The sequence below is a fragment of the Faecalibacterium sp. Marseille-Q0746 genome, assembly GCF_017377595.1.
In the GTDB taxonomy this organism is placed as follows: Bacteria; Bacillota; Clostridia; order Oscillospirales; family Ruminococcaceae; genus Faecalibacterium; species Faecalibacterium duncaniae.
Genome location: NZ_JAFREI010000001.1, coordinates 158,344 through 176,459, shown reverse-complemented (window position 1 = coordinate 176,459; position 18,116 = coordinate 158,344). Strand labels below are relative to the sequence as shown.

The 18,116-nt window shown below is 52.2% G+C and carries 19 protein-coding genes and 2 tRNA genes; 12 read left to right on the top strand and 9 right to left on the bottom strand.

The window, feature by feature from the left end; genetic code table 11:
* Positions 1–12 precede the first annotated feature (12 nt).
* From J3351_RS00900 to J3351_RS00880, 5 genes are all read left to right on the top strand, one after another.
* Positions 13–1,038 (top strand): L-threonylcarbamoyladenylate synthase, encoded by a 1,026-nt coding sequence (locus tag J3351_RS00900; RefSeq protein WP_223454101.1) that lies wholly within the window; start codon positions 13–15, stop codon positions 1,036–1,038.
* Complete coding sequence (coaE, locus tag J3351_RS00895) at positions 1,035–1,664, top strand: dephospho-CoA kinase (protein ID WP_207696895.1); 630 nt, start codon at positions 1,035–1,037, stop codon at positions 1,662–1,664. Before J3351_RS00900 ends, coaE begins: the two co-directional genes overlap by 4 nt.
* Positions 1,661–2,224: a lytic transglycosylase domain-containing protein gene (locus J3351_RS00890; protein ID WP_097771069.1), complete on the top strand. Its 564-nt coding sequence runs from the start codon at positions 1,661–1,663 to the stop codon at positions 2,222–2,224. The genes coaE and J3351_RS00890 overlap by 4 nt, the downstream gene beginning before the upstream one ends.
* Positions 2,225–2,306: 82 nt before the next feature.
* Positions 2,307–3,707 carry an aminopeptidase gene (locus tag J3351_RS00885; RefSeq protein ID WP_005932785.1) on the top strand — a complete coding sequence of 467 codons (1,401 nt, stop codon included), beginning with the start codon at positions 2,307–2,309 and terminating at the stop codon, positions 3,705–3,707.
* A gap of 124 nt (positions 3,708–3,831) precedes the next feature.
* A complete protein-coding gene (locus J3351_RS00880; protein WP_242699248.1) occupies positions 3,832–4,602 on the top strand; it encodes a MerR family transcriptional regulator in 771 nt (256 codons plus the stop codon).
* Here the strand turns inward: J3351_RS00880 and J3351_RS00875 are convergent.
* Positions 4,562–5,410, bottom strand: a complete 849-nt coding sequence (locus J3351_RS00875) for a polysaccharide deacetylase family protein (protein WP_207696893.1) — start codon at positions 5,408–5,410, stop codon at positions 4,562–4,564. The genes J3351_RS00880 and J3351_RS00875 overlap by 41 nt on opposite strands.
* Before the next feature lie 141 nt (positions 5,411–5,551).
* On the opposite strand from J3351_RS00875, the gene J3351_RS00870 reads away from it, so the two are divergent.
* Positions 5,552–5,631, top strand: a tRNA-Leu gene (locus J3351_RS00870).
* A 112-nt stretch (positions 5,632–5,743) separates the two neighbouring features.
* Here J3351_RS00870 and J3351_RS00865 read toward each other — a convergent pair.
* The 6 genes from J3351_RS00865 to J3351_RS00840 all read right to left on the bottom strand — a co-directional run bounded on the left by J3351_RS00865 (position 5,744) and on the right by J3351_RS00840 (position 10,121).
* A complete protein-coding gene (locus J3351_RS00865) occupies positions 5,744–7,219 on the bottom strand; it encodes a recombinase family protein (RefSeq protein WP_207696892.1) in 1,476 nt (491 codons plus the stop codon).
* A 198-nt stretch (positions 7,220–7,417) separates the two neighbouring features.
* Complete coding sequence (locus J3351_RS14040; RefSeq protein WP_223387800.1) at positions 7,418–8,155, bottom strand: DUF3658 domain-containing protein; 738 nt, start codon at positions 8,153–8,155, stop codon at positions 7,418–7,420.
* Between the two features lie 12 nt (positions 8,156–8,167).
* Positions 8,168–8,734 carry a hypothetical protein gene (locus J3351_RS00855; RefSeq protein WP_117535234.1) on the bottom strand — a complete coding sequence of 189 codons (567 nt, stop codon included), beginning with the start codon at positions 8,732–8,734 and terminating at the stop codon, positions 8,168–8,170.
* Positions 8,735–8,937: 203 nt separating this feature from the next.
* Positions 8,938–9,219 (bottom strand): hypothetical protein, encoded by a 282-nt coding sequence (locus tag J3351_RS00850; protein WP_005943373.1) that lies wholly within the window; start codon positions 9,217–9,219, stop codon positions 8,938–8,940.
* 131 nt (positions 9,220–9,350) lie between these two features.
* On the bottom strand, positions 9,351–9,521 hold the full coding sequence (locus J3351_RS00845) for a hypothetical protein (RefSeq protein ID WP_005924488.1): 171 nt from the start codon (positions 9,519–9,521) through the stop codon (positions 9,351–9,353).
* A 12-nt stretch (positions 9,522–9,533) separates the two neighbouring features.
* Positions 9,534–10,121 carry an accessory gene regulator B family protein gene (locus J3351_RS00840; protein ID WP_005924490.1) on the bottom strand — a complete coding sequence of 196 codons (588 nt, stop codon included), beginning with the start codon at positions 10,119–10,121 and terminating at the stop codon, positions 9,534–9,536.
* Between the two features lie 179 nt (positions 10,122–10,300).
* On the opposite strand from J3351_RS00840, the gene J3351_RS00835 reads away from it, so the two are divergent.
* From J3351_RS00835 to J3351_RS00815, 5 genes are all read left to right on the top strand, one after another.
* Positions 10,301–10,999, top strand: a complete 699-nt coding sequence (locus tag J3351_RS00835) for a LytTR family DNA-binding domain-containing protein (RefSeq protein WP_117472332.1) — start codon at positions 10,301–10,303, stop codon at positions 10,997–10,999.
* Complete coding sequence (locus J3351_RS00830; protein ID WP_207696891.1) at positions 10,996–12,264, top strand: GHKL domain-containing protein; 1,269 nt, start codon at positions 10,996–10,998, stop codon at positions 12,262–12,264. Before J3351_RS00835 ends, J3351_RS00830 begins: the two co-directional genes overlap by 4 nt.
* 688 nt (positions 12,265–12,952) lie before the next feature.
* Entirely contained in the window at positions 12,953–13,387 is a 435-nt protein-coding gene (locus J3351_RS00825; protein WP_005934538.1) for a plasmid mobilization relaxosome protein MobC, read from the top strand.
* Entirely contained in the window at positions 13,359–14,909 is a 1,551-nt protein-coding gene (locus J3351_RS00820; RefSeq protein WP_112144086.1) for a relaxase/mobilization nuclease domain-containing protein, read from the top strand. The genes J3351_RS00825 and J3351_RS00820 overlap by 29 nt, the downstream gene beginning before the upstream one ends.
* A gap of 12 nt (positions 14,910–14,921) precedes the next feature.
* Positions 14,922–15,860 (top strand): hypothetical protein, encoded by a 939-nt coding sequence (locus J3351_RS00815; protein ID WP_005922692.1) that lies wholly within the window; start codon positions 14,922–14,924, stop codon positions 15,858–15,860.
* A 310-nt stretch (positions 15,861–16,170) separates the two neighbouring features.
* Here J3351_RS00815 and J3351_RS00810 read toward each other — a convergent pair whose 3' ends face one another.
* Positions 16,171–16,422, bottom strand: a complete 252-nt coding sequence (locus tag J3351_RS00810) for a DUF6061 family protein (RefSeq protein ID WP_005922694.1) — start codon at positions 16,420–16,422, stop codon at positions 16,171–16,173.
* Between the two features lie 179 nt (positions 16,423–16,601).
* A tRNA-Leu gene (locus J3351_RS00805) sits at positions 16,602–16,685 on the bottom strand.
* Positions 16,686–16,866: 181 nt separating this feature from the next.
* On the opposite strand from J3351_RS00805, the gene spoIVB reads away from it, so the two are divergent.
* On the top strand, positions 16,867–18,090 hold the full coding sequence (spoIVB, locus tag J3351_RS00800) for a SpoIVB peptidase (protein WP_307862844.1): 1,224 nt from the start codon (positions 16,867–16,869) through the stop codon (positions 18,088–18,090).
* Positions 18,091–18,116 lie beyond the last annotated feature (26 nt).

Genomic DNA, 18,116 nt, shown 5'->3' with positions numbered 1-18,116 from the left:
ACGATGAATCGCATGAAAATGAAAACTGAAATTTTACCTGCTGAGGGCGAAGCAATCGCCAAAGCGGCTGATCTGCTGCGCAGAGGGGAGCTGGTGGCCCTGCCCACCGAGACGGTCTACGGCATTGCCGCCGATGCGCGCAACGGCGCGGCAGTCGCAAAGATCTTTGTGGCCAAGGGCCGCCCGCAGGACAACCCCCTGATCGTCCATGTCACCGGCCCGGAGATGCTGCCCGGCCTTGTCAGCGAGGTGCCCGAGCGTGCCCAGCTGCTGATGGCCGCGTTCTGCCCCGGCCCTCTGACCATCATCATGCCCCGCGGCCCGGAGGTGGCCGCGGAGTGCTGTGCCGGTCTGGACACGGTGGGCATCCGGATGCCCAGCCACCCGGTGGCACGGGCTGTCATTGCGCAGAGCGGCTGTGCCTTTGCGGCCCCCAGCGCGAACCTTTCCGGCAAGCCCAGCCCCACCAACGCACAGGATGTGTTCACCGATATGGATGGCCGTCTGCCCCTGATCCTGGATGGCGGCGAGTGCGATGTGGGTGTGGAGAGTACCGTGATCTCTGTGGTAGGCGAAAAGCCCACCCTGTTCCGCCCCGGCCATATCACGCTGGAAGATCTGGAGCGCGCTCTGGGTGAGGAGGTCGAGGTCTCCAAAGCCATCCTCGAGAAGCTGCCCGAGGGTGCTGTTGTCCGCAGCCCCGGCATGAAGTATAAGCATTACGCCCCTAAGGCAGATGTCACCCTGCTGGACGGCACCTTTGAGCAGTTCAAAGCCTATGTGGATGCCCATGCCGACCAGAACCCCAGCTGTCTCTGTTTTACCGGCGAGGCCGAAAAGCTCGGCTGGCCCTGCGTGGAGTATGGCAGAGAGGGTGACGGTGCCGATCAAGCAAAGCATATTTTCCGCAGTCTGCGCGCCCTGGATGAGCAGGGGGACGGCGTGGTCTATGCCCGCTGCCCGAAAAAGGACGGCCTGTCCATGGCGGTGTACAACCGCCTGATCCGTGCGGCAGCGTTCCGGGTGATCCAGCTATGATCACGCTTGGGATCACCGGCCGCAGCGGCTGCGGCAAATCGACCGTGACGGCGGTGTTTGCCGCCCATGGTGTCCCGCTGGTGGATGCCGACCAGATCTCCCGCGAGATCCTGCTGCCCGGTTCTCCGCTGCTGCCTGTGCTGGCCCAGCGGTTCGGGGCAGATATCCTGTATACCGACGGCAGCCTGAACCGCCGCCTGCTGGCAGACCGCGCCTTTGCCGCGCCGGAAGGAAAGGCTGCTCTGGATTCCCTCGTGCTTCCGGAGATCATCCGGCGGGTCTGCAGACTGAAGCAGGCCGCCCGGGAAGCCGGAGCACCGCTTTTTGTGATAGACGGAGCCGTGATCGTGGGCACTGATGCGGAAAAAGAGTGCGACCACCTCTGCGTGGTCACTGCGCCCTTTGCCACCAGTGTGGCCCGCATTGCGGCCCGGGACGGCATCGCCCCGGAGATGGCGGCACGGCGGCTCAACGCCCAGACCCCGGAAGAGGTCCTGCTTGCCAGGGCCGATCTTGTCCTGCGCAACGATGCTGACCTTGCTTCTCTGGAAGCGGCGGCAGCGGCGCTCTGTGAGCAGCTGCAGGCTGAGGGTGCACGGAAAGGGGGCGCGGACACTTCGCTTTGAAAAAGTTTTTGAAAACGCTGGTGCTGCTCTTTCTGCTCTGTGTGGTCCTGCTGGCGCTGCCGCCGGTGCGTCGTCAGGTGGAACAGCGGCTCTACCCGCGGAAATACAACGACCTTGTGGAGCAGTACGCTGCCGAGTATGACCTTGACCCGCTGCTGGTCTATTCCTTCATCCGCACCGAGAGCGGCTTTGACCCGGGCGCAACTTCCAGTGTCGATGCGCGTGGCCTGATGCAGATGACGGAGGAGACCTTCCTCTGGCTCCGCAGTAAGCTGGGCCTGGGGGAGGAGGTTTCCTTTGGCGACCTGTACGACCCGGATGTGAGCATCCGCTTTGGATGCTATTACCTCCACCTCTGCCTGGTGCGTTACAACGGCGATATCTCCACGGCCGCCGCAGCCTACCACAGCGGGTGGGGCACTGTAGATGCCCTGCTTCAGAAGGAGGAACATTCAGAGGACGGGTTGACCCTGTCGGGTTTCCCCTATAACCAGATGCACCACTATGTGGAAAAGATCACCGCCTGCTATGCCAAGTACACCGAGCTGTACGGAGCCTGAGCAGGCTGCAAACCCGCTTGAACCGGCTTGCGCCGGTTTGAAATATTTAGGAATACCGAAAGAGAAAGGCAGGAGAAATTCTATGGCAGAAAAAACTCCGAACCAGCAGCTGGCTGAAAAGCTGCTCTATAAGCCTGCTTACGTCGCCGATAAGGACGCTGACGTGAAGCAGAAGGCCCACGACTTTGCCGAGGGCTACAAGAAGTTCCTGGATGCAGGCAAGACCGAGCGTGAGGTTGCCGCCGAGAGCGAGCAGATGCTCAAGGATGCAGGCTACCAGCAGTTCGACCCGAAAAAGACCTACAAGCCCGGCGACAAGATTTACTTTGTCCAGTGCAACAAGGCTGTGGTGGCTTCCACCATCGGTACCAAGAGCTTTGAGGATGGCTTCCATCTGGTCATTGCCCACACCGACAGCCCTCGTCTGGACCTGCGTCCCACCCCGCTGTATGAGTCCGACCACCTGAGCTACTTCAAAACCCATTACTACGGTGGTATCCGCAAGTATCAGTGGGGCACTATCCCTCTGTCCATCCACGGCGTGTTCACCCGTGAGGATGGCTCCACCGTCACCGTCCGTGTGGGCGAGGATGAGAACGATCCCGTCTTCTGCATCACCGACCTGCTGCCCCATCTGGGGGCCGAGCAGAACGCCCGTCCCCTGAAGGACGGCATCAAGGCTGAGGAGCTGAACATCCTCATCGGCTCCGACGCTGTTGATGACGAGAACGTCAAGGAAGCTGTCAAGCTGAACACCATGATCCTGCTCAACGAGAAGTACGGCATCACTGAGAAGGAGTTCATGCGCGCTGAGATCGAGATCACCCCGGCTTACAAGAGCCGCGACGTTGGTTTCGACCGCTCCATGGTGGGCGGCTATGGCCACGATGACCGTGTGGACGCTTATCCTGCACTGATGGCCGAGATCGAGACCAAGAACCCCGCTTACACTACCGTCTGCGTCCTGACCGATAAGGAAGAGATCGGCTCCGATGGCGTGACCGGTATGCAGAGCATGTACGCCTTCCACTTCATGCAGGAGCTCTGCCGTACCGCCGGTCAGGATGATATCCTGGCCTTCCGTCACAGCGTCTGCCTGTCCGCTGACGTGACCGCTGCCTACGATCCCACCTGGGCAAGTGCATTCGAGCCTATGAACGGCACTTATGCAGGCCGCGGCGTTGCCATCTTCAAGTACACCGGCGGCGGCAGCAAGGGCTCCGCAAGCGATGCCTGCGCTGAGCTGGTCAGTGATATCACCCGGATGCTGGACAACGGCAACGTTGCATGGCAGATCGGTGAGCTGGGCCGTCTGGATCTGGGCGGCGGCGGCACCATCGCCAAGTATGTCGCAAACCGCGGCATCCCCGTGCTGGATATCGGTGTGCCTGTGCTGTCCATGCACGCTCCCTTCGAGGTCATCCATAAGAACGACCTGTACATGGCTTACCGCGCCTTCTCCCTGTTCAACAACGCACAGTAAGCGCGATCCAGAATGAATGCCCCGGCAGGTTTTGCGCCCGCCGGGGCATTTTTGCGCTATTTTTTGAAAAATGCTTGACCTTCAACCGACTTTATGGTGTAGTGTAAGGGCGGAGGTGAAGCAAATGAACATCAAACAGGCTGCGGAACAGAGTGGAGTTTCCAGCCCCAACATCCGCTTCTACGAAAAAGAAGGGCTTCTCACACCGGCGCGCAGGCAGGGCAATGCCTACCGCGATTACACCGCCGGGGATATCCGGACCCTGAAATTGATCCGGATGCTTCGGATGCTGGATGTGCCGCTGCCCGTAATACAGAGGGTCCTCAACGGGGAACAGCCGCTGAGCGAAGCACTTCAGGCACAGCAGGCGGTACTGGAGCAGCAGGCGGCACAGTTGGCGGGTGCGATCCGCTTTTGCGCAGAGCTGACCCAACAGGCTCCTCAGGTGGATCAGCTGGATGTGGACGACTGCCTGAAACGGATGCAGGACCCGCAGGAGCCGGGCAGATTTTTCTCCGGCTGGCTCAGGGATTACCGTACCGTGGCAGAAAACGAACAGAAAAAACGCTTTTTCATCGTATCGGAACAGTCCATCAATACCCCGGAGGATTTTGCAGCCGTGCTGCTGCGCTATGGGAAAGCTCAAGGGAGCCCCGTCTGCATCACAAAAGGGGGAATGTACCCGGAGTTTGAGTGGCACGGTATCCGGTATAAGGCATGGCGCGGGCAGGGCCGCTATTGCGATTCTATCTGCTGCGAAGCACTCTTCCCGGAATCTCTCAAAACGGGACTGCCGCTCAGGCGGGAACGCCTGCTGCGCTGGCTGCGGCGGCTGCTCCCTGTGGCAGTGGCCGCTATGGTGCTGGGAGCACTTGCTCTACGCGGCAGAATGTGAACCCCTGATCCCGATACCACTGGATGATGTCCGGCAGCGCCTCGGCGGTGGTGCGGGTGGTGGCAGAATCATGCATCAGAACGATGCACTGGGTCTGCTCGCCGGTCTCGCGCACTACATTCCGGTAGATGGTCCCGGCACTGGGCTTTCCGCCCACGGCATCCTCAGCGCAGACATTCCAGTCTACATAGGCATATCCCTTCTCGGCACACTGCTGTTTCAGCTCGGCCATCACTCCGCGCCCGCCGTAGCGGCGGCTGACCGTGTTGGTGCTGCCGCCCGGAAAGCGCAGGTAATGCAGAGAAGCTGTGTTGACATAGGGCGAGATGCGCTCTTTCAACAGCTCGATATCCTGCCAGTAAGCATCTGCACTCTGGTAGATGTCGCTGTATTCATGGGATGCGGAATGCAGCGCGATCTGGTGGCCTGCTGCCGCTGCATCCGCAATGAGCGGCAGGTACTTTTCATTGTAGCCCGTGGCCACCACAAAAAAGGTGGCCTTGACCCCGGCGGCGTTCAGCGCATCCAGAACCGCCGGGGTCGTTTTGCTGGGGCCGTCATCGAAGGTCAGGCAGACCCATTTCTCCGGCACCGGCTCCTCCTGCGGCAATGAGCTTGCAGGGGCCGCCTCCGGAGCAGGGGAGACAAAGCCGGTATCCGGTACCGGGGTCAGGTCGCTTTCCTGGCAGCCGGGCCCCGCCGGCACAGCAAAGAACAGCCCCAGCCCAAAGCCTGCCGCTGCGCCCGCCAGAAGCAGAGCTGCCCCGCGAAATAAGATCTTCCCGTTTGCTCTCAGCCATGAAACCATCTCCCAAACCTCCTTGACAGATCACATTGGATCTGCAGTATCTCTTATAGGATATGACCCGCTGAAAATTTGTAGAATACAAAAGCAGGCAGAGGAATTGACATTTCCCGCAAAAATTGATAAACTAAATAAGTTCTCCGTGCAGGAGTGGCGGAATGGCAGACGCGCTGGTTTTAGGCACCAGTTCCCAGTGAGTGAGGGTTCAAGTCCCTTCTCCTGCATACACAAAACGGCAGGCCCTTGGATAGAATCCGGGCCTGCCGTTTTGTTTGCGGCTTTGGTTGGAAAGCATAAGAAAAGCCCACGATCTATCGCTAGACCGTGGACTTTCTTTTATGCAGGAATGCAATCCAAATCCGAACCATTTCCCTCGGATGCAACTTCCGTCGCTTCTCCAAAAGTCACGGTCTGTGTCCCTTCTTTATAGTTGAAGGTTATCAAAACCTTATCATCGTACAGGTAAATCGAATTGATGAACGTATCCACCAACGCCTGCCTCTGGTCTTTCAGGCTCATGTCCAGTTTACGGAAGCGCATCAGCCAGAAACGGATAAATTCCTCTTTGATTTTTGGCTTTGCCAGCTTTTCTTCCGCAATGCGGGCTTCAAGCTCACGCTTGGTTTCTTCGAGCTGTTCCAACCGTTCCTTGGTGGAACTGGTGAGGATTCCGGCTTGAATTGCGTTGAGCATATTCTGGATACCCGATTCTGCATCCCGGAGCTGTTTCTCATAGAGAGGAAGGTTGGTGTTCTCTCGGTCTTGCAGCTCCATGACCTTGGCGATAATGGATTCCATGGCGGCATCGTCCCGGACAAGCTGCATGGTCTGGTTCACCACCAGATCTTCCAGCCACTGTTTGCGGACAGTTTTCTTCTTGCAGCCCTTCTTCTTTTTGGCCGTGGCACATTTATAGTAGCGGTGGACTTCTCCCGTCCGGCTTGTGCCGCTTTCGCCAAACATCAGCGCACCGCAGCAACCACAGTGCAGCTTGGTTGTCAGCAGGTAATCGTCCTCTGCCTTTCTTCGGGCAGGGGCTTTCTTGTTTTTGGCAATCTTTTCCTGCACATCATCGAACAGTTCCAGCGGCACGATGGGCGGAATCGCATCCGGCACGACCACATCCCGGAATTTCAGTTCTCCGATATAACGCCGGTTTTTGAGCATGTGCTCCACGCTGTTGTAAGTAAATTCGCCTCCGACCGGGTTCTTGATGCCGTTTTCATTCAGCCAGTCCCGAATCTCTTTCATCGTGAGGCCATCCCGATACTTCGTGAACGATTCCAGCACGAAAGGGGAGGCAAGCGGGTCGATGTGAAATTTCCGCTCGGAATCCAGCGTATATCCAAACGTTCCACGACCACCGTTGCAGCGGCCTTTCAGGATGTTCTCTGTCTGTCCACGGACAACCTTTTCGGCAAGGTCGGCAGAGTAGTATTCTGCATAGCCCTCCAGAACCGATTCCAGAATGATACCCTCTGGCCCCTCGGAGATGATCTCCGTAGCCGACATGAGCTTGACACCGTTCTTCTTCAGCTGGGTCTTATACCGGGCACTGTCGTAGCGATTCCGGGCAAAGCGGTCAAGTTTCCAGACCAGAACAATATCAAACAGCTTCTTGTCGCTGTCCTTTATCATCTGTTGGAATTGAGGGCGATTATCTGTCTTGGCAGAGATGGCACGGTCGATGTAGTGCTTGACGATGGTAATGCCGTTTTTCTCGGCATATGCCGTGCATTCACGAATTTGACCTTCAATGGATTCTTCACGCTGGTTGTCGCTGGAATAGCGGGCGTAGATCACGGCAGTCATGGCAAGCACCTCTCTTTACACGTCATTGAACGGTGGAGCGTTCTTTCAAAGCACTGTTTCGTATAATGTATATACCATGTTTTGATGGAGAAATCAAGACTTTTTATTATCTTCAGTTTTTCTTTTTGAACAATTGACCCAACAGCCACCCCTCTCGTTGAAATGAGGTGACTGTTGGGCCGACTTGCTCGGATTCCTTTATTCTTCGTTTAGCTGGACGATGGTATTATAAAAGATTTTGTTTGGAATAACGACTTGAAGAACACCCTTTTTCAAAAGTGCTTCTATGCGTTTCATGACATACCAGTCACTTACCGGAGCAGAAATCGCTTTTAATACGTCTGCGGTAAGTTCACCAACCGAAATAGGAATTCTCGATACTAAACTAATAATTCTCTGGTCGAAATAATCTATGTTAACGCTTTTAACATCGTTCGCATGCCAAATACGCATGGAGGTGTTTTCGTTTAATAGCTTTCCCCATCTTTTGGCATACTCAGTAATAGTTTCTTCCGTCAAATACTTTTGTGAGATCTTATCGGTTTTCCCTTCCATAAATTCTTTCAGACCTTCTCTGGATGCAAGCAAAATTCTATTTGTACCATACTTTGCTGCATAGTAACAAATATAATAAATGCCGCACCAACAATCGGCAGAACTCCTGACCCAAACACGCAGTGGCTTATGATTTATCATATCACATTGAACCGCATTCGCTGTACCATGATATTTCGACCACAGTTGTCTAGCTTCAATTTGGCTGTCAGGATAATATTCTGAAAGGCAATTCACGAATTGTTTGCAACGATATTCTGAATCGCAAGCATATTGAAGTTCTCCCATTGATAACATAAACGGAAACAACTTTACACTTTCGACGATGCCTAAAGCTGCTAACATATTGACATCACTGGGTTCAAAAACAATTTCATCCATAGCTGGTCAGAATCATAATTTCGGGATAGTGACTTGTGTAGTTGCACTCCAATAGATTGGTTTGCTTGAGCCAACCACTCCAAAATAACACCCAACGCTGCAATCAAGATAAGTTCCAACATCATAGAAGTCATATGTATAGGTTGTATTATATATACTTTGTTCTGGAACTAGTGCTGTCGTTGAAAATGGGCAGCTTCGTTCGATGTTATCGGAATAGCTCGTGTAGTAATCCGTTCCTGAAACATTTTTTATTAAATCCGGGCCAATACCGACGGTAGTTCCACTCATATAAAAGCCCAATCCATTGGCCTTTGTATAAAGAACTCTCCATGTTCCATCAATATACGATACAACTCTTGAGCCGTCTGTATTAGAAACAGGAACGCGCATTGGAACCTCGGCCAAAACATAAAATCCGAGATTCTCTTGTTCTTGCACAGAAAGATTGAGAAGTTCTTCTATCGAATAATCATCGATCTTTCTCTTATTTCCAGTTGCAAATGCTGGCTGAATGGTCAGGAGAAATAAAACCGTGACCAATAGAATGGAAATCAGCCGTTTGATTTTGTTAGTCATGGTATACTGCCTCCTAATTTATTTTTTTTCTTCACTCAATACACTAAAGCTCCATTGGAATCACCTTCATTAAATTTTCCCCTTCAGGTGTATACTCCTCGGCAAATAAATGTGAACCATACAAATGCTGAAACTACTAGAATACTGTTGGAATAGAAAATATTGTGACCTTACACTGCTTTGGGTGATTACTTTGCTTTCCTTCATTGAATAGCTAGAACAACAGCTACTATCAAGAACAAAGTTGAAAGCCCAAGCTGAACCCATGCAATTTTTTCGTTTTCGGCATTGTTACAGCCTTTGGAGGATACTGCCACTTGGATATAATGCACTGCTACGATTCCATATGAGAAAAACAAAGAAGCCCAAGCATAAGGTACTGCGCTTTTATCTGTCAATCGGACAAGATTACTAGTCCATACTGAAATGCAGCCCCAAAGGGCAAAAGGAGCAATAAGAAAAAAGTTGCTTTTGCCTTTTTTCATTCTTAGCCTCCCACAGCTTGATGGTACGATTTTGTAGTATCCATAAGGTGTCCACCGGAATCATACGAATACAAAATATCATGATAGCAATGGGTATAGTAGCTATTACTCATGATCACATTTTCCTTTCCTTATTTTGATTTGATTGCTTTTACGACTAAATAAATGACCAGTATGCCGATGCAGAGCGAAATAATTGTCAATGCCTCTGCCGTTGCATTAAGGCAAGCACCAATAAAATAAACCAATACCAAAAATGCAACAAAAGCGATAAGAAGCAGCACCCATTTGTTTTTTTTCATGTTATCACCTCCCTATCTACAAAAGTTGGCATTAAATTTTTGTTGAACCAAAGGAATTGTTGAGAATACAATCAATACCCATTTGGAGAGATAGTAGCAAACTACATGACGTGTATACGGAAGCACATTAAAAATGGCAAGCAGGAAATCTATTGACGAAAGAACAGATGCGACCATCTTGTAACTTGACCGCTTCTTTTCACTTAAAGGCTTATTCTTTGCTTCGATAGGTGAGAGAAAGATAGAGATGCCCAAAAGAGCTACTGTTGTCAGGATACGGAAAAGGTGATTTGCTGCGATTGCCTTACTTAGCAAAATGCAGATAAGTGCCAGTCCGGAGAATGCCAAATAGCATCTGGTGTGCGATGTTGCATGGTATCCGCCAATGTAGATTCGCTGTGGGATAAACCCAATCAAAAATGAAAGTGCGTACCGCACATCACCACACACAACAGCGATTAAAACAACAAGCAGAACGCTCACAACAGATGATATGAGCAACTCGTACCCATAGACATACGCATCCGCCTTTGCTTCATCTATCACTTTTTGCTCGCAGAAAAGACGGACTGATTTTTGAGACAGCGTGCGTTCCCACATTGCAGTTGCGCCACCTTATCTTCTGATTTTTGCTTCACTGTATCATAAATTTCAGCAAAATCAAGAGGTTTGGCAAAACTGGTCGTTCTGGTGACAAAAGTGGTAGGTCAGGCTACTTGTAAGGAGCCTTTGCACAGTCTATAATAGTAGCAGGACATTATTTTGTGGAGGTTGTCGAAATGCTGAAGTACCACGTTGCAGTCTGCGATGATGAGAAATCAGACCTTGATGGCATTGTTCAAAGCGTCCAGCAGTACGATGTGCAAGGCTGCTTTGACATTGAAACTTACATGGATGGAAACGAACTTCTGAGCGAATTGCAAATGCAGAAGAAATCCTTTGATCTGCTTCTTCTCGATATCGAGATGCCATCCAACGGTTTTCAGCTGGCGCAGTCTTTGATTCAGATGGAGAAGCATCCTTTGGTGGTATTTGTCACGAAGCGGCATGAGTACGCTGTGCAGGGATATGGCATTGCATTCCGCTACCTTGTCAAACCTTTGGATCAGACGCTGTTCGCTGCGGCAATGGATGCCGTCCTTCAGGAACTGAACTCCAAACATTTCACGATCGAATACGATGGTGTTACCATGTCCTTGGAAACATCGGACATTTACTTTCTGGAAAGCCACGGACATAAAGTTCTGATTCACTGCAAGGAGCAAGACCTTACATTGCGAATGAGCATTCCTGAAGCCTTGGAGCAGCTTCCCAAACGGTGCTTTGTGTCACCACACAAAAGTTATCTCGTCAACATGGAACACATTGTTTACGCTACGGGAACCGCTGTTTTTCTTTCCAGCGGACATCAGCTGCCGATCAGCAGGAGGAAGCGTCAGGAGTTCAATCAGAACTTCAACGCTTATTTGGGAAGATGATGCTTTATTATTTCGTTGAGTTTGCAGGGAGCTTTGCCAACATTGCCCTGTTGCTGCTTTTTATTGGTCGGCTGTTTCCCAAAAAGGAGCCCGTCTCAAGGTGGTTCTATGCCTATGTTGCACTCTTGATTGCTGGGCAGTGTGCTTTGAGTTTATTCCCGGATTGGGTGACGCAGCGCACGATCTATCTTTTAGTTGGCGGATTTTTTCTTGCATTGCTGTTCTATGAGGTTCGACCGTGGCAGGCGGTTTTTGCAAGCGGAGCTTTCTTCACACTGATTGCTTTGGTGGAAGTGCTTGCAATGCTTCTGATTGGGCTGCGTATCCCGGATACCGACATTCTGATGCAGGCTGGGGCAGCACGGTTGGTCTATGTTGTTTTTTCAAACCTGATTCAAATTCCACTCGTAGTCCTGATCTCACATTTTTTCAGCCGAAAAGGAAATGCTCTGCGCATCCTATGGCTGCTGCCGATCATTGCGATTCAAATCGCAAGTATTGCTGTCTGTTATGTGGCACAGTATCATGCTGCGGATGAGTATTTCCCGGATTATATGGTCGGTCTTATGGCGGTGCTTCTCCTTATAAACATCCTGATCGTGTTCTATGTGGAAGCTCTCCGGGAAAATGAACTGGAAAAATTCAAAGTTAAGTTCAACGAACAGCAGTACAATCTTCAAATGGAATACTACCAGCAGCTCAAAGAACGCCAGGAAGAAGTCCGTTCTCTGCGGCATGATGTGAAGAAATACATCCTGGCGATGCAGGCAGTTGCAGAACACGGTGATACCGAAGAACTTCACAAGATTGCGCAGGCTGCCACGGATGTTTTCGAGCGTTCCACAAATATTTCTGCGGTCGGAAATCCTGTTGTTGATGCTCTTTTGAATTATTACTTACGAATTGCGGAAAGGAATAACATCAACGTCAAACTGGATGTGATGATTCCTGAAGTCCTGACGATCTCATCGTTGTTTTTGAGCATCATTATCGGAAACACATTTGACAATGCCATCGAAGCCTGTTGCGACCTGCCAGCGGAACAGAGAATCATTCATCTACAGCTGCGCAAGCAGTATCGCAGTCTCTTTTACCGGCTTGAGAATCCATACAGCGATACCGTTCGCAGCATCCGCATCGGAGAGTATCACGGTTACGGACTAAAGAACATAAATCGTATCGTTCAAGAGAACCATGGCGACTTCTACACAAAGAAGAAGGACGGTGTGTTTACCGTCCAAGTCCGCCTGAACTGCGAAAATTAAAACATTCTTCTAAAACGCAGCCTTGCTTTCGCTTGTACTTTGTGTGTTTCGTTCATCTGATGTATTCATTATCCTGAAGTGTTGACACGCATTCGTACTTATGTTATCATTCCCAACAAATCCACAGAGATTTCTGTAAAGAAACGATTCTGTGCGGTTTTATTTCCTGCGAAGATTTACCGCCCCGCAACACACCCGATCATTTTGCCGTCTGTTTCACCCGACAAAATCCTTCGCCTGTACTGCGTGGGCGGTATTTTTCTTTTCCGGGGAAGATTGCACCTTGAAAATTTCATGAGCCGACCGAACGTGATACCGGCTCTCCAGTCAACGCCGCTGCAAAACAGGGGCAGGAACTTCGTTCGGGGCAAACGGCGATCAACATACACGAGCAGTGGAACTCTCTACTTATTTTTGCGTCTTAACAATTCGGAAACAACTTTCGGAAATACGTTTTGAGCGCAGCAGTGGAGAGCAAGAACCGTCCCGTGGCCACAAATTTTCAATTCTTGAAAATGTTGTGCTCCACTGGGACTTCACTTCTCAAACTCTTGCGAGTTTTCCAAGTGATCTTGTTGGGGCGTGCCTGCCCCAAACCCTGCTCATATTCGCACCTTGCGGTGCGAAAGAACGGCGTGTCGTGCTTACATAGCTCCACCGAGGAGCTAGCGAAACGACAGGAGGTTCAATGAACAAAACGAATGTCAAAACGAAACCCAGCACGACCCACCGCCACGACACGCCGAACAACAAAACGCACATCATCAAGTTCCGTGTGACGGAAACTGAAAAGATGGAACTCCAATGCACAGCAAAACTCCTTCATCTCTCCCTGTCCACCCTCATCCGCCGTGCGCTGCACAATGCGAAGATCGAGCGCACCGTTGTCGTTGCCGGCGGCGGAGAAGAAACCCTGACTGCCGTTTCCACTCTGCTTGCCCAGTGCAGCAGGGTGGGCGGCAACCTGAACCAACTCGCACGACACTTCAACTCCGGCGGAGCAGACACCGAACAGCTCCGGGCGAAACTTCTGGACGAACTTGCAGACCTGACTGCCTTCCGGCTCAACGCCGAGAAAGTTCTGGGTAAACTGTATGGCAACGCTGAAGCATATCGCCTCTAAAAATTCGGACTACTCTGCCGCTGAGACCTATCTGGTTTACCAGCACGATGAATTTTCCGGCAAGAAAATTCTGGATGAACAGAGCAGACCCAAGCTGCGGGAATCGTACATTCTGGACACCCTTGAATGCGGCGAAGCCTCGTTTGCAATGGCCTGCCTGCTGGCAAACCGGAAGTACGACAAGAACAACCACCCGGATGACATCAAGAGTCACCAGTATATCATCAGCTTCGACCCGCGGGATGCAGCCGAAAATGGGCTGACGATGGAAAAGGCACAGGCCCTCGGCCTGAACTTCTGCAAAGAGAACTTTCCCGGTCATCCTGCTATCGTCTGCACCCACCCGGACGGACACAACCATTCGGGAAATATCCATGTCCACATCGTGATCGGCAGCGTCCGGACACGAGAAGTGGAGCGCAAGCCCTATATGCAAAAGCCCCGTGACTGGCGTGAGGGCATGAAGCATTCCAGCACAGCCCAGACCATGCGGCACCTGCGTGTCGCAGTCATGGAAATGTGTCAGGATGCCAAGCTGTACCAGATCGACCTGCTCAGCTCGAAAAAGCGTGTGAGCGAGCGTGAATACTGGATGAAACGGCGCAGTCAAATGAAACTCGACCGTGAAAACGCTGCCCTGCTTGCCGCCGGACAGCAGCCTACACAAACGGAGTTTGAAACCGCAAAGGAGACTTTGCGGAAACAGATCTCGGATGTGCTGGACAATGCAGCGAGCTTTGAAGATTTCTCGGACAGGCTCTTGCAGCAGTACGGCATCACGGTCAAGAAAAGCCGTGGGCGGCTCAGCTACCTGCCAGCCGGAAGAAAGAAGTTTATCCGGGCGCACAGCCTCGGTGACAAGTTTGAGAAAGAACTCGTGCTTGCCACCTTGAAAGAAAATGCCAAGAGCCAGCCCATTATCCTCCACAGCAATCTTGAGGAAAAACCCGACCGAATCAAGAAGCTGGTGGACATTCAGGCAAAACTGAAGCAGGGCAAGGGCATCGGCTATGAGCGTTGGGCGAAGAAGCACAACCTCAAAGCCATGGCGCAGACCTTGATTCTTTTGCAGGAGAAAGGTCTGCTCAACGAGGACGCACTCGACCAGAGAATTGCAGAGCTTGACACCAAGTTCCATGAATCGCTGGCCGTAGTGAAAGACCTCGAAACCCGCATGGCAAACAACCAAACACTGCGCCGTTATGCTGCTTCCTACAAGCAGTACCGACCGCTCGCGCAGAAACGGAACGCTGCCAAATCCCCCGCAACCTTTGAAGAACAGCATCGTGCAGAGCTGACAGCATACCGGACAGCAGCAGCCTATCTCAAGGCAAACAACATCACTAAACTGCCAAGTCCGAACAAGCTGGAAGCGGAATACTGCGCTCTTGCTTCCGAAAAGGCCCAGTTCTATGAGCAGTACAAGGAAGCCAAGATCGAACTGCTCAAGCTGAAAGATGCAAAACAGAATGTTGCCCTGTTCTTCCGGGAGGACGAACGGACGCAACATCACGAGAGATAAGGAGTTGTGCGTATGATCAATCTGAAAATCGACCCGGAGTTCCAGAATCAGATCCCGCCGCTGACGGACGATGAGTACAAGCAGCTTGAAGAAAACATCCTCAAGGAAGGCAAGCTGCTCTCTCCTTTGATCGTCTGGAACAACACCCTCGTTGACGGCCACAATCGTTATGCAATTCTCCAGAAGCACCCGGAGATTTGCTTTTCCACCATGCCGCTCCGATTTGAAAGCAGAGAAGAAGTCCTCGCATGGATCTGCAAGAATCAGTTGGGGCGGCGCAACCTCACCCCGGAGCAGAAGCTGTTCCTCATCGGGAAGCAATATGAAGCGGAAAAATCCTCTCATGGCGAAGCCCGCAAAGAATCGCATGATGAAAATGGCCGATTTCACCGGAGTTCTCAAACTGATAACTCCGGTGAAGCCATGAAAACCTGCGAACGAATCGCAGAGGAAAATGGTGTAAGCAAGGCAACTGTACTTCGCGCATCGAAGTACATGAAAGGTGTTGAAATTGCTGAATCCCTGATTCCCGGTATGCGGGAGAAGATTCTGAACAAACAGGTAAAAGTCAGCAAGGCTGATATGCACCGCCTTGCACGAGCCAACTATGATGCCCGCGCACAGACCTTGCAGGAAATCCTGCACCCGGAACTGAAAGTTGAACCGAAACCGGATGCCGATGGCATCATCCGGGAACCGGGAAAGGCACCTGTATTGCCGTTTCAGAAAATCGAATCGGTTTACGACAGCGATGCTTACCCGGAAGAAGTGCGGCATGATTATGTCGCACTGGAACACGTTACAACACGTTTCCGCACAGAGTTTGACTATCTTCTGAGAACTATGCCAGACACAGCACAGCGAGAAGTCATTCTCGAAATCATCCACAAGCACAAGGAGTACCTTGCTTCGCTGGAATCTGCGCTCGCAGAGGATGAGCAGACAGCATAACAACAGGCACATTGTATGCTGTCAACAGAAATCCAAAGGAGTGTGCGTTTGAACAAAAAGAAAAAGTCCACAAATATTTCCCCTTACTCCGATGAAGCCATCGAACGACTGGCACGGGCATTCTATCCGGCGATCCTTGCCTGCTGGAACAGCGAGGAAGGTCAACGGGAATTTGCTGCATGGCAGGCGGAACAGGCTCATATCGCAACCAAAGAAAAACAGGAAGTTCCCGTCGGGGAACTCCCTGCCTTACTTATCGTGTGTGGATTTTTGCAGGGTGCGTCCGGCAGGGCGCACCCTGTTTTTGCGTTCAGTCCTCTAATCCGTGACTTCCAGCCGCATTTCTCAGATACTCCTCTGGCTCACCGTTCAAAATTAGCTCTGCATACGCCAGCGGGTCATTGTAGATGAGGTAGTCCAGTTCAGACCTCTGCGCCATGGTAACATCCAGTGCATCCTCGACACCGGTGCAGTTGATGGAAATTTTGCGCCCATCCCGGAGCAGCAGCTCCACACAGCCGGTGCCCATGTTAAACTGACAGGCTCTTGCATCGTACTTCATAATCTTGCGTCCCTTCTGCCTTACGGCACTCTTACTGTTGTGACCTTCGTGATACGGTCTTTCTTCTGATAAGGTTTTGGACACACAGCCGTAAGGGAAGAGCCATTGTTCTCGTTTCCGAAGAAAACAAAAAATCCGAGCCCTTCTCCTATCGAGAAAAGGTTCGGATTTTCATGGTTTGGTGCGAGGGAGGGGACTCGAACCCCCAAGGATAAACCACACGCACCTCAAACGTGCGCGTCTGCCAGTTCCGCCACCCTCGCACAACTATAAAATTGTTGCAATCCTGGATTTCTGAGGCTTGAAACCGTTGTTGCGGACTGCTTGAATATACTACCACATTACCCCGGGAAAGTCAAGCGATTTTGATAGAAATTTCCTCGTTTCATATTCGATCGTGTCCCGGTGCATACTAGAACAAATTATCACCGGGGAGGCAGGGCCGTGAAACGACGCAACAGAGCATACCGATTGCTGAGACTGACAGCAGTGTATCTTCTCCTGCTGCCGTTTCTGCTGCTGGGTTGGCTGTACAGCCGCCTGCCGGATTGTGTTTATCTGGAACCCGGGCAGGCCTTGCTTTTGCCCCGCTTTGGCTGGGTGGAACCTATGGGGCTTCACGGCAGCCAGAATGCGGCCAGTACCCAGGTCGTGGGCAGTTACCAGACCACTCTGTCACTGGGCGGATGGCTTCCCATCAAGAATATCCGCACGGTGGTCACGGAGCGCACGCAGGTCACGGTCTGCGGTACGCCGTTCGGGGTCAAAATGTTCTCCGAGGGGGCACTGATTGTTGGCTTTTCTGATATTGACAGCCCCGGCGGGAGCACAGTGAACCCGGCAAAGGCAGCGGGACTGCGCCTGGGAGACCGCGTGATCCGCATTGGACAGATCAGCACGGAAAACAATGACGCTGTGAAGGAAGCGCTGGAAGCCGCCCGGGGAAGCGCCGCAGAGGTTATCTATGTCCGCAGCGGAGAACAGCGCAGCACCACCCTGACCCCTGTCTGGGATGCCGCTGCCGCCCAGTGGCGGGCAGGCATGTGGGTGCGGGATTCCTCCGCCGGTGTGGGTACCCTGACCTTTGTGGACCCGGAAAAGGGTGTCTTTGCGGGGCTGGGGCATCCCATCAGCGACGGCGACACCGGCGAAAGCATCGCTCTGCGCAGCGGGGAGATCGTGCCATGTGAGATCACCGGGTGCAGCATGGGCACTGTGGGCAGCCCAGGGGAGCTGAAGGGGAAGTTCCTGAGTGCCCACGCCATTGGCAGCATCCGGATCAATGGAGAAAACGGTGTTTATGGCACAACACGGACAGGCTTTTCCGGGCAAACCATGCCGGTGGCATTTGCGCAGGAGGTCGAGACGGGGGATGCACAGATCCTGGCTACCGTCGCCGGGGAAACACCCCGTACCTACCATGTCCGCATCGAGAAGATCAGCGATGCCGACCCGCGCCGCAATATGGTCGTCCGGGTGGTGGACAAAGCCCTGCTTACCCGGACCGGCGGCATTGTGCAGGGGATGAGCGGCAGTCCCATTTTACAGAATGGGCGGCTGGTCGGCGCAGTGACCCATGTTCTCGTCAACGATCCGACACGAGGCTACGGGATTTTTGCGCAGACCATGTTGGAGCAGGTTGAACAGGTTGTAACGGCGGAAAAATGAGCAGATTTGGTAAAATAAAACAGGCT